This window comes from Paenibacillus sp. FSL R5-0744 (assembly GCF_037972555.1).
Classification (GTDB): Bacteria; Bacillota; Bacilli; order Paenibacillales; family Paenibacillaceae; genus Paenibacillus_AQ.
This window is the reverse complement of record NZ_CP150228.1, coordinates 3874616-3886712: the sequence shown is the minus strand read 5'-3', so window position 1 is coordinate 3886712 and position 12097 is coordinate 3874616. Positions and strand designations below refer to the sequence as shown.

At 44.6% G+C, this 12097-nt stretch carries 9 protein-coding genes; all 9 read left to right on the top strand.

Annotated features, from left to right (window positions below; genetic code table 11):
• Window positions 1–36: 36 nt before the first annotated feature.
• The 9 genes from MKY19_RS17050 to MKY19_RS17010 all read left to right on the top strand — a co-directional run bounded on the left by MKY19_RS17050 (window position 37) and on the right by MKY19_RS17010 (window position 12055).
• Window positions 37–1914, top strand: a complete 1878-nt coding sequence (locus MKY19_RS17050; protein WP_339265175.1) for a HEAT repeat domain-containing protein — start codon at window positions 37–39, stop codon at window positions 1912–1914.
• A 6-nt stretch (window positions 1915–1920) separates the two neighbouring features.
• Complete coding sequence (locus MKY19_RS17045) at window positions 1921–3015, top strand: AAA family ATPase (protein WP_339265173.1); 1095 nt, start codon at window positions 1921–1923, stop codon at window positions 3013–3015.
• A complete protein-coding gene (locus MKY19_RS17040; RefSeq protein ID WP_339265171.1) occupies window positions 3015–5354 on the top strand; it encodes a DUF5682 family protein in 2340 nt (779 codons plus the stop codon). Before MKY19_RS17045 ends, MKY19_RS17040 begins: the two co-directional genes overlap by 1 nt.
• 2 nt (window positions 5355–5356) lie before the next feature.
• On the top strand, window positions 5357–6577 hold the full coding sequence (locus MKY19_RS17035) for a VWA domain-containing protein (protein WP_076283474.1): 1221 nt from the start codon (window positions 5357–5359) through the stop codon (window positions 6575–6577).
• 403 nt (window positions 6578–6980) lie between these two features.
• Window positions 6981–8567 carry a tRNA (N6-isopentenyl adenosine(37)-C2)-methylthiotransferase MiaB gene (miaB, locus tag MKY19_RS17030; RefSeq protein WP_042188958.1) on the top strand — a complete coding sequence of 529 codons (1587 nt, stop codon included), beginning with the start codon at window positions 6981–6983 and terminating at the stop codon, window positions 8565–8567.
• A gap of 28 nt (window positions 8568–8595) precedes the next feature.
• Window positions 8596–9045, top strand: coding sequence for a YlbF family regulator (locus MKY19_RS17025; protein WP_042188957.1), 450 nt, complete (start codon window positions 8596–8598; stop codon window positions 9043–9045).
• Between the two features lie 165 nt (window positions 9046–9210).
• Window positions 9211–9981: an NUDIX domain-containing protein gene (locus MKY19_RS17020; protein ID WP_042128449.1), complete on the top strand. Its 771-nt coding sequence runs from the start codon at window positions 9211–9213 to the stop codon at window positions 9979–9981.
• A 30-nt stretch (window positions 9982–10011) separates the two neighbouring features.
• Window positions 10012–10551 carry an isochorismatase family cysteine hydrolase gene (locus MKY19_RS17015; RefSeq protein ID WP_339796268.1) on the top strand — a complete coding sequence of 180 codons (540 nt, stop codon included), beginning with the start codon at window positions 10012–10014 and terminating at the stop codon, window positions 10549–10551.
• A gap of 52 nt (window positions 10552–10603) precedes the next feature.
• Window positions 10604–12055, top strand: a complete 1452-nt coding sequence (locus tag MKY19_RS17010; RefSeq protein ID WP_076283476.1) for a nicotinate phosphoribosyltransferase — start codon at window positions 10604–10606, stop codon at window positions 12053–12055.
• The last annotated feature ends 42 nt before the right edge of the window (window positions 12056–12097 follow it).

Below are 12097 nucleotides of genomic sequence, written 5' to 3'. Positions count from 1 at the left end.
AGCATAAGTTTCACATAAACTTTGGGAGGAATATCCATGAGTACAGCTTTACTACAAGAGCTTCATCAAGAAGTAAACCGGCTGTATATAGCTGGAAGTGAGCTCGCTGCTGAGGATTTCCGCTTAAAGCGGCTATTGCCACAGTTTCAACAGTTAGGCGAACGTGCTCCCATATTCAAAAGGTTAGGAGAGGGAATCGTTGCGGTCATTGAACCAGATCATTCCGAGGGATCTTCCTCTGCTCAGAACCTACAGGAGCTCAGTGTGCTGCTTAGCTCGGTGCTATATACACAGGGGGCGACTTCGCCTGATGGTGAACTGCTTGAGGTGGAAGTCCATCCGGTGAGATTGCCTACTCGGTTCTCATATCGTAAGCTGTCAGCGGTACAGACGGCATTAAAGACTCGCGGGGGAGGACGATATGAGATTATCAAGGAAGCTTTTGAGACAGGACTGTTTCAAGATCTTCGAATGATTCATCCCGCGTTAGCAGCCCTCCAAGATCCATATGTTGAGATCGCCGAGCTTGTAATGAAGCAGATCCTGCCAGCTTATGGGCCTCAGATTATTCCGATCCTTATCGATCAATTTGATCCTGCTGGAGGAATAGTAGAGACGAGAAAGCTGTACGTGATCGCAGTATTAGGTGGTGATAGCGTTCAGGATCTGATCTATCAAGCTGCAGATTCAGGATCAGAAGATGTTCGAGCCATGGCTATTTCTCTGCTCGCAGGTCAGGGACAATATGAAATCGAATTACTGGCTTGGAGTACAGATAAGAAGAAAAAGATTCGCGAAGCTGCCTATAATGCGCTGGCTAAGAGCGACTCGGTAAATGTGGTGAACCGGCTGCATGAGGCATTTACGGGAAAAGATAGTGAACTTGTAGTTCCTGCATTGAGACAATGTCAAGCCCAAGAGCTCACAAAACGACTTGTTGTAGAGTTATCAGATATGCTTCAAACTGTCTCAGAGATTATGGGCGATACGAAGAAGAAAGACGGATTATGGAATAAGGTAGTCCAGTATCTTCGGGTTTTATCTTACAAACGCAGTCCTGAACTAGAGAAACTATATTTTAATGTTCTCGAGCAGTATCCATTATATATGAATCAGCTAAAGTGGAATTCATTGATCGAGGAAGCAAACTCCTATTTTAGACAGATAGATTCTATCGAAGCGAGACGTATATTACAGCAAACACTTGAGCGTGATCTTGTCTACTATAGAAACAATAGAAGATATGTGAATGATGTTTTTAAAGATGCGTATCTCTACTTGTCACCAGAGCGTGTGTATGAACAATATGTTGAAGTTCTAAAGCATTATGCGCCATCTTCAACTAGCAATGCTTCTTCAATGGCGCAGCAACTGCTGCGCACCATATCTGAAGTTGTAGTTCAACGATCTCATGGAACTTATGATGCAGTTTGGAATTCACCTGTAGACCAGATTCAATATATGTATAAGGTCGTAATGCAGCCGCCCGAGGTACTGGCTATTCAATGGGATTCACGGTGGCTTGACGCTTTTATAGAACTGGATCAATACGAACTGGTAAGTGCCTTTGCAAGGCCGGGACATGCCGAAGCAATGCAGTATTTGCTTCGTAAATTGACCGATAATCCTGAATTCCGCCATCGGTTTTCCAATATTCTCTTGATGGGCTTAGCACGTACAGGGATAAATAAACAACATTTGCAAGAAGCTCTCCTAGTGGCTTTGGAAGATGATAGAAATACAGAATGTCGATTAATTGAACCGTATACATTTGAACAGCTATGTCAGCTTCCAGCGAGTTTTGCGAGTCGAATAATAACTGTTCTACCTCGATTTAGTGAGGTTGCAGAAGAACAACTTGAGTATGTCATTCGTCTCATGCAAGGACCATCAAACCCAAATGAAGAGGTGTAGCTAACGATGAGTCAAGAACTATTACAAGATATTATGAGGCTTCCAGCAGAAAGACTGTATGAGCATGAGTTGGAAGCGCTTCGTAAAGCGGACACTGGTAAGGTTCCAGCAGGATGGCAGATGTCGCCCCAATCAGTACTGAAGTTTATCGTTGGTGGTAAAGCAGGGAGTACCGAGATTACACCTAAGTACATTGGTAATAAACGATTAATAGAGATGGCGATAGCCACACTGGTAACTGATCGTGCACTGCTATTAATCGGTGAGCCGGGTACAGCAAAGTCATGGTTATCTGAGAATTTATCAGCTGCTATATATGGACAATCAGGACTTGTCGTACAAGGTACTGCGGGTACGAGTGAAGAGCAGGTGCGCTATTCGTGGAACTACGCAATGCTGCTTGCACAAGGCCCTACGCCGGAAGCGCTAGTGAAGAGCCCTATTATGCGAGCGATGGAGGATGGGGGCATTGCACGTTTTGAGGAGATATCTCGTTGTGCATCTGAGGTACAGGATGCGTTGATATCCATCTTATCGGAGAAGACGATATCCGTTCCTGAGCTAGGTAAGGAGATGAGTGCGCGCAAAGGCTTCTCGATCATTGCAACAGCTAATACGAGAGACCGTGGAGTAAATGACATGTCAACTGCCTTGAAGAGACGATTTAATATTATCGTCCTTCCAGCCCCTGCGGATTTGTATACTGAAGTTGAGATAGTGAAGAAACGAGTTCGTGAAATTGCATCTTCCTACGATTTGCAAGCGTCGCTCCCTGCAGACGAAGCTTTACATAAGGTCGTGACCATCTTCCGTGAGTTGCGTAGCGGGATGACATTGGATAAGAAGGAGAAGGTGAAGTCTCCAGCAGGTGTGATTTCCACAGCTGAAGCGATCTCGCTCTTAACGAATAGTATGGCGCTGGCTGCAAGCTTCGGTAATGGAGAACTGACGGACGAAGATCTGGCCGCAGGGTTGCAAGGTGCCATTGTGAAAGATGATGATAAGGATCAACTTGTCTGGAGAGAGTATCTCGACAATATTATGAAAAAACGTGGCGCAGATTGGCGGGGGTTATATACGGCTTGTAAGGAGATGAACTAGTGGAGAGCGAAACTACTGGAGCTGGCGTGCATATTTTTGGGGTGCGGCATTTGTCTCCTGGTGGTGCGCAGCATCTATTGAGCTTCCTTCATGAAATAGAGCCCACAGCTGTGTTAATTGAGGGTCCATCGGATGCCACACCTGAGATTCGCCATGTCATCAACATGACAACCAAACCTCCTATTGCCATTCTAGCTTTTACGGAGGAAGTTCCTGTGCGTACAGCCCTTTGGCCGCTTGCGCTATATTCCCCCGAATATCAAGCGATGAGATGGGCGGAGCAGCAAGGGGCTTATACAGCTTTTATAGATTTACCTTCATCAGTGGTCATCGCGTTACAGGATATACGAACCAAAAGTAGAGATTCTGTTGAACAGAGCGAGGAATCTGAAGTTAACAATACAGTTGAGAAGGCTCCTGAAGAAGCATCTCTATATGATAGAGTAGCTGAGCTGGCTGGTGAGCTTGATTATGATATGTATTGGGAGCGCAATTTCGAACACAACACTAACAAAGGTGCATATCAGGAAGCAATTATTTCTTTCTCATCCCAAATGCGTCAGATTTCTGAAGAAAATGAGAGACATAACAACGTAATAGAATATGCACACAATACTATACGTGAAGCTTATATGCGTCGTCAGATTCAGGATACAATCGCTGCTGGCCATCAACCAAATAAGATCGTTGTTGTATGTGGAGCATACCATGCAGCGGCGCTTGCTGATCTGGCATCTGGTATGTCAGATGAGGAAATAGATGCTCTTCCTTCTCTAAATTCGAAGCTAACACTTATGCCCTACACGTACTATAAGTTATCTTCTTTGTCTGGCTACGGAGCAGGTAACCTCGCTCCTCATTATTATCAAATGATGTGGGAACGTATGATGAATGGCTCACTTGAAGACTTGCCGAATCATTATCTGTCTACCGTAGCCAGATACTTGCGTAATACAGGGACACACCGTTCCACAGCGGAAATTATCGAAGCCGTTCGCTTAGCTGAATCATTAGCTGCCCTTCACGGTGGAAGTGCTCCGACGTTAAGAGATCTAAGAGATGCTGCGCTGACTTTACTGGGGCGTGGAGAGCTAAGTGTGATCGCAGAAGCACTTGCTCGTACAGATATCGGTACTGCTATTGGTGAGTTGGCAGAGGGGATTAGTCAGACGCCGATTCAAGATGATCTGAATCGGCAATTAAAGCGCTTGAAGCTTGAGAAATATAAAACCCCAGTGGCAAATGATCTTGAACTAGATCTCCGAGAGAACCGAAGAGTGTCTTCTGAGGAAGCAGCTTATTTAGACTTAAATCGTTCCTTTCTTTTTCATAGGCTCAGATTACTTGGGATCGATCTAGTGAACATAAGAGCAAGTGGTCAGACTGGCGCAACGTGGGCAGAGCATTGGGTAATGAAGTGGTCTCCTGAAGTTGAGATCCAGGTCGTTGAATCTACGCTACTTGGGGAAACAATTGAGATTGCTTCAGCTTATGTATTGCAACAAAAATTAGATGGCAGCAGTACCATTGCGGAAGCGTCAGCACTTATTCGAACGGCTTATGAGTGTGGAATGATACACCAGATGGAAGCCGGACGGCAGACGCTTCAGCGTCTAGCTGTTGATACTCGAGATGTGGTGCAGATTGCTGCTTCCATTCATGAGTTATCTCTTCTGATTCAATATGGCGATGTTCGACGGATTGATACCAAGCCGCTCATTCCTTTGCTTGAACAACTGTTCAGACGAGCCTGTCTGTTCTTGCTGGATGCGAGCCAATGTAACGATGAGGCTTCAGGTGAGATGCTTAAAGCTATGAACATACTGAATCAGGTAGCTATTGCGCATAGTGAGGAATTAGATGAGCTGTTGTGGATACAAGAGCTGAAGCACTTGTCAGAGAGGGATGACTGCAATCCGCGTTTATCTGGAGTGGCGTGTTCCATTTTATTGGAGCGTAATGCGATGACTGCACAGCAATGTTCAGAAGAAGTATCGAGGCGCCTGTCGCCAGGTATACCCGCAGAACTTGGAGCAGGCTGGTTCGAAGGGATGTCTATGCGTAATCGATATGTACTGTTGTCTCGATTAAGTCTGTGGGAACAATTGAATGAGTATATTAATTCATTAGATGATGTAGAATTTGTACGTGCATTAGTATTTTTACGGCGTGCTTTCAGCACCTTTGAACGAAGAGAAAAGACGATGATTGCCGAACTTCTAGGGGAGTTGTGGGGTGTGAACACCGAGCAGGCTGCTGAGATTCTGACGGGTGAGCTGAAGGAGGCCGAAGCGAAGATGATTGAGGATTTGAATGAATTTGACTTTGGAGATATATGACGATGAGTACATCCGTGGATTCAAGTGTTGTAGCTCGGTGGCGCCTTATTCTTGGTCAGTCTGCAGAAGAGCAATTGACGGTTTCTAGCGGAAACGCAAGTATTCACCTGTCTGAAGATGAACTCATCATGGACCAAGCACTGGCTGCTATCTATGATGAGACGAGCGATATCGTAAATAGTGGTGCTGCTAACTCTTCGGCTACAGGACAAAGAGGAGCGGGATCAGGTAAATCTGCACCCCGGTTGGCAAAATGGTTAGGAGATGTTCGCAATTTCTTCCCAGAGGATATCGTATCGGTTATTCAACATGATGCGATGGAGCGGAAGGGCTGGAAGCAATTATTGTTTGAGCCGGAAGTTCTGGCAACAGTGAAGCCTGATATACAGCTAGTAGGTACACTACTTTCGCTAAAAGGGAAAATTCCTGAGAAGACAAAAGATACGGCTCGCCTGTTAGTGAAGGCGGTTGTGGATGATCTTGTAAAGCGTATGGAGGAAGATCTGCGTCGGGCGGTGACGGGTGCACTGAATCGCAGAGAGCATTCTCCATTACCGTCACTTAGTGGTATAGACTGGACACGGACGATAAAACGCAATCTGAAGCATTATGATGCAGAGCGACAACAGATTATCCCTGAGAGATTCTACTTTTATGATCGGGCAAGACGAAGTAAGGAATGGACAGTCATTGTGGATATCGATCAGAGTGGTTCTATGGCAGAATCAATTATTTGGGCTTCAGTAGTTGGTTCTATTTTTGCAAGCATCCCATCGCTAAGTACCCGAGTAGTTGTATTTGATACAGAGGTCGTTGATCTGACAGAGCAATGTGCGAACGATCCTGTTGACATGTTATTCGGGATTCAGTTAGGTGGCGGTACAGATATACAAAAGTCTGTTGCTTATTGCGAACAGTTTATCGATCAACCGAAGAAGACATTATTTATCGTTATTTCGGATCTTTATGAAGGTGGGAACCAGGCAGGCTTAATCCGTCGTATGCGTCATCTGAAGGAATCTGGAGTTAGAACGATGTGCTTGCTGGCTTTATCTGATGAAGGCAAACCTTTCTATGATGAGCATGTGGCGAGATCTTTGACTCGCGATGGAACGCCTTGTTTTGCGTGTACACCTGCACTGCTGCCACAGTTAGTAGAAGGTGCACTAAAAGGACAAGATCTTACTGAATTAGCAAAAAAACTTGGGACAAAAGGGATATAACAAGAGTCGTCCTATTACAAGTTCCATAAAAAGTGATATTCAGACAAGAACTGTGATTCATTAAAGTTTTTGTGGCGTATATAAATATCATACCCCCCTTTATAGAGTATATTTTGGCCCTGTCGCTCGTCGGCAGGGTATTTTTTTTATGGAAGTCTTTAGAAGCGCTATTATCCTGACCTATTAAAATTTTCTTTGAGAGTATGCTCTGCTCTCACGCTGTGGTAAAATAGACCTGATTTTTTAAAATAATACGCAAGTTAAGTTTTTACTTGATAAACCTAAATCACTGCATATTGGGATGGACATCTAAGATGGATGTAATGTTATAGAATGTGCTATAATTTTATATTAGGTTAAAACATCAATAAGCTACATTTGAGATAGAGGACGTGAAAACAGCATGACTAAGGGGAACCATAACTCACCGGACTTAAAATCCGGCAAGGGTTCGAAAGATTATTCGAAATATTTTGATTTTAGCGATGCGAAGGTAATTAGTGAAGAAGAAGGTAAGATTACTTATCGGATTAAAGGAAGAAACGTTCAAATTAATAGCCAGCCTGATTATAAAGAAGGAAAACGGCGTGGCAAGGAAGAAATAGAAGTGCATTATGATTTCGAGATTCCTGAAGAGATGCAGAATTTCGGAGTAGACAAATATTATCATATAACGACTTATGGCTGCCAAATGAATGAGCATGACACGGAAACGATGAAGGGCCTGTTGGAACAGATGGGCTACAAAAGCGTCGATGATCGGAATCATGCGGATCTCATTCTGCTCAATACTTGTGCGATTCGGGAGAATGCCGAGGATAAGGTGTTTGGAGAGCTTGGTCACCTTAAGAATTTGAAGATTGAGAAGCCAGGTCTTTTGCTGGGCGTGTGTGGCTGCATGTCGCAGGAGGAAGGCGTAGTTAATCGAATTATGTCTAAGCATGGATTCGTGGATATGATCTTCGGTACGCATAATATTCACCGTCTGCCACACCTCATTAAAGAAGCTGTATTCAGTAAAGAGCTTGTGGTGGAGGTATGGTCTAAAGAGGGCGATATTATTGAGAACTTACCGAAAAAACGTGAAGGCATGCGGGCTTGGGTAAACATTATGTATGGCTGTGATAAGTTCTGTACGTACTGTATCGTACCTTTTACACGAGGAAAAGAACGCAGCCGCCGTCCGGAGGACGTCATTGCTGAAGTAAGAGAGCTCGCGCGTCAAGGATTCAAGGAAGTGACTTTGCTGGGGCAGAACGTAAACGCATACGGTAAGGATTTTACAGACATCGATTACACCTTTGGTGACCTAATGGATGATATGCGTTTAATTGATATCCCGCGCATCCGCTTCATGACATCGCATCCACGTGATTTTGACGATAAATTGATTGAAGTACTCGGCAAAGGCGGCAACCTGGTGGAGCATATCCATCTACCGGTTCAATCGGGAAGTACTGCCGTACTTAAGAAAATGAGTCGCAAATATACTCGTGAAGCTTATCTGGAGTTAGTTCGTAAGATCAAGATAAGTGTGCCTAATGCGGTATTAAGTACCGATATTATCGTTGGTTTCCCTGGTGAGACGGATGAGCAATTCGAAGATACTCTTTCGCTAGTGCGCGAGGTTGGGTATGATATGGCATATACGTTCATTTATTCACCTCGTGAAGGTACCCCTGCAGCTGCTATGGAGGACAATGTACCGATGTCAGTGAAGAGCGAACGTCTGCAAAGACTCAATGATCTCATTAAAGAGAATAGCCGGATCATTAATGACCGTATGCTAGGTGAAGTCGTCGAGGTACTGGTAGAAGGCGAGAGTAAGAATAACTCGGAAGTCCTTTCTGGCCGTTCCCGTGCGAACAAGCTGGTCCATTTTGAAGGTTCGAAGGAGCTTATTGGCACATTTGTAAAAGTGAGAATTACAGATACCAAAACATGGTACATCAAAGGGGATATTGTGGCAGAAGCTGCTGCTGTTCATTAATCATCACATACGAATGGGGAGATGGCTTGTGAGTACAGAGGAACAACGTTTGAATAAATATGGAATGAAGACTTATAATACCCGTGACTTGATCGTACGCGAGGATATTATGGGGAAAGCCAAAGAACTGGCTACATTGATCTCGACAAGTGAAGAAGTAAAGCATTTTCAGCAGGCTGAGCAAAAAATCCTGAACCACGAGCGTGTACAAGGCCTGATTGCAACGATTAAGAAAAAGCAGAAGGAGATTGTTGCCTTCGAAAGCTTTAAAAATAAAGATATGGTAGCCAAGATCGAGCGTGAAATTGAAGTGTTGCAGGATGAAATTGACGGCATTCCAGTCGTGAACGAATTTCAGCAGAGCCAGAGTGACATCAATTATCTACTCCAGCTTGTCATTTCCGTGATTAGAGATACCGTTTCGGAAAAAATAAATGTGGAAGCCGGCACCGAGGCGCCTCCGACCACATGCGGATAACCCACACTCAGTTTAGGGGGCGGATGCAGATCCGCCCCTTTAAGTTTCACACTATACATAATCCTAATCTTTCTATGTCCAGTTGTTGATTTTAGAAGTTAAGGTTTGGTACATTTAAAGATACGAATTAGTAAAATTATAGCTTCGGAAAAGGATGGGGCAAATATGAGCGAAAATGGGGAACAAACCTATAACGCCAAAAAATATCGTACACCGGACGGAGTTCCGGCCGACATCGTAATGTTTACACTGACCAAACGCGAACGTAAGACGGTCACGAAGACGCTTCCCTTACGTGAGCTTAAAGTAATGTTAATTAGACGAAAGAAATGGCCATGTGCTGGAATGTGGGCTCTCCCAGGCGGGTTCTGTCAGGAGGATGAGTCCATTTATGCTGCGGCTACACGTGAACTCAAAGAAGAGACTGGTGTAGATGGTGGTCATTTGGAATATCTGGGCGTTTACAGTACACCAGGCCGCGACCCTCGCGGATGGATTATCAGTCATGCTTTTTTTGCTCTTGTAGAAGAATGGATGTTGGAGCAAAGACAAGCTTCGGATGATGCTGGCGAGGTAGGTTTATTTACATTGCAGGAAGCACTTGAAGAGCTGGAGCTCGCTTTTGACCACCATGATATTATCAAGGATGCATACTTGCGTATTCAACAACAAATGCTTCAGACTACGATCGCAAGACAGTTTTTACCTAGACATTTTACCCTTAGTGAGCTCTATCAAGTCATTCAAACGGTAGTGCCGGAATTTAAGGAACCGAATTTTATTCGTAAAATCACTTCAACACGTAGTCGTCAGGGTATATTAAAAGAAGTAAGAGATGAAGAGGGAAATGCGCTTAGTTCAAATCAATACTCCCAGCGTCCCGCACAGCTCTATATGTTCACAGATCATGAGCCTTTGTTATCCATCTACACGTAGTGGCTTAAATCAGGAGAGGGGATTAATCTCATGAAAGCACTAATAGTGATCGACTTTACGAATGATTTTGTTAACGGAAATCTGCCGGTTGGTCAGCCAGCCGTAGATATCGAGCCTAGAATCAGCCAATTAACGTCGGAGTTTGTCCAAAGTGGCGATTATGTCGTTATGGCCGTGGATTTACATGAAGAGAATGACCCTTACCATCCGGAGAGCAAACTTTTTCCTCCTCATAATCTACGCGGGAGTGAAGGTCGTGAGTTGTTCGGAGGTTTGAAATCTGTGTATGAACACAACCGCGATTCCATCTATTGGATGGACAAAACGCGTTATAGCGCTTTTAGTGGAACTGATCTGGAAATCAAGCTGCGGGAGCGTGGCATTACTGAACTTCATTTAATTGGGGTCTGCACAGATATTTGTGTACTGCACACAGCAGTGGATGCATATAACAAAGGGTTTGCAATTATTGTGCACGAAGATGCAGTTGCCAGCTTTAATCCAAAGGGACATACTTGGGCGTTAGAACATTTCCGGGGAAGTTTAGGAGCAGACGTTGTTAAGGCATAATACTATAACAGAACATACACATATAGCAGCGTAGATATTAGGAGATGAGGACTTGAGAAGAGAACTTGCGCTACATACGGATAAATATCAGATTAATATGATGTACGCTCACTGGGTGAATGGAACTCATAAACGGAAGGCTGTATTTGAGGCTTATTTCCGTAAGCTACCTTTCGGTAACGGCTATGCTGTGTTCGCAGGTTTAGAGCGTATTGTTGGTTATATCGGCGGTTTGCGGTTTACCGAAGATGATATCCGTTATTTGTCTGAGCAAGAAGAAAACTATGCTCCCGCTTTTTTGGAGGAACTGTTGCAGTTTCATTTTCAGGGAACCGTTCATTCGATGAAAGAAGGCGCTTTGATTTTTCCAGATGAGCCATTAATCCGTGTGGAAGGGACAATTATGGAGGCTCAGCTGGTGGAGACAGCCATTCTGAACTTCATGAACTACCAGACGTTGATCGCTACTAAGGCTTCACGAATTAAGCAGGTGGCTCCGAATGACATCTTGCTGGAGTTTGGTACCCGGCGTGCGCAAGAAGCAGATGCAGCGGTGTGGGGGGCTAGAGCAGCGTATATTGGCGGCTTTGATGCTACTTCTAACATGCTCGCAGGCAAAATGTTTAGTATTCCGACCAAGGGAACACATGCACATTCCTGGGTTCAGAGCTTTGGCAGCGAGCAGGAGGCTTTTGATGCCTATGCTAAGGTGATGCCGGACGAAGTTACGCTATTGGTCGACACCTTCGATACACTCCGTAGTGGGGTGCCTAATGCAATCAATACAGCCAAGAAGCTTGAGGCACAAGGTAAAAAAATGGTCGGTATCCGTTTGGATAGCGGTGACTTGGCTTATCTATCTCGTCAAGCGCGTAAGATGTTGGATGATGCTGGCCTGGATTATGTGAAGATAGTCGCTTCCAACGATTTGGATGAGAACACGATCATGGATCTGAAGCTGCAAGGCGCAGCAATTGATACTTGGGGTGTGGGTACACAACTAATCACCGCCTCTGACCAGCCCTCTCTGGGTGGCGTCTATAAGCTGGTGGAAATTGAGTCCGCTACTGGAGAAATGATCCCGACGATCAAGATTTCCTCCAATCCTGAAAAAGTATCCACGCCTGGCAAGAAGGACGTATTCCGGATCATCGGTAAAAATGGCAAAGCGCTTGCGGATTATATCTGCTTTCCAGAAGAGGAAGCTCCACGTAACGGTGCGCGGTTGAAGCTGTTTAATCCGCTGCATCCATACATGCATAAGTATGTCGAGCGTTATGAGGCATTGCCTATGCTAGAACCGATATACGTTAACGGATTTCAAGTGTATACTTTGCCGGATTTGAATGAGGTTCGCCGTTATCATCGGGAGCAAAAGGACCTATTCTGGCCGGAGTATCAACGTAAGCTGAATCCCGAAGTATATCGAGTGAATTTAAGTGAAAAGGTCTGGACTAGCAAGCAGCAGTTAATCGCTGAGCATATACGACCGGATATTGAATAGATTTTGCAGGATTAATTCTGTCAACAGTGTTAACGCGGGAGA

Coding starts and splice junctions, on each gene's coding strand:
- MKY19_RS17045 (WP_339265173.1), top strand. CDS start 1,921: ATGAGTCAAGAACTATTACAAGATATTATGAGGCTTCCAGCAGAAAGA.
- MKY19_RS17035 (WP_076283474.1), top strand. CDS start 5,357: ATGAGTACATCCGTGGATTCAAGTGTTGTAGCTCGGTGGCGCCTTATT.
- MKY19_RS17015 (WP_339796268.1), top strand. CDS start 10,012: ATGAAAGCACTAATAGTGATCGACTTTACGAATGATTTTGTTAACGGA.
- miaB (WP_042188958.1), top strand. CDS start 6,981: ATGACTAAGGGGAACCATAACTCACCGGACTTAAAATCCGGCAAGGGT.
- MKY19_RS17050 (WP_339265175.1), top strand. CDS start 37: ATGAGTACAGCTTTACTACAAGAGCTTCATCAAGAAGTAAACCGGCTG.
- MKY19_RS17020 (WP_042128449.1), top strand. CDS start 9,211: ATGAGCGAAAATGGGGAACAAACCTATAACGCCAAAAAATATCGTACA.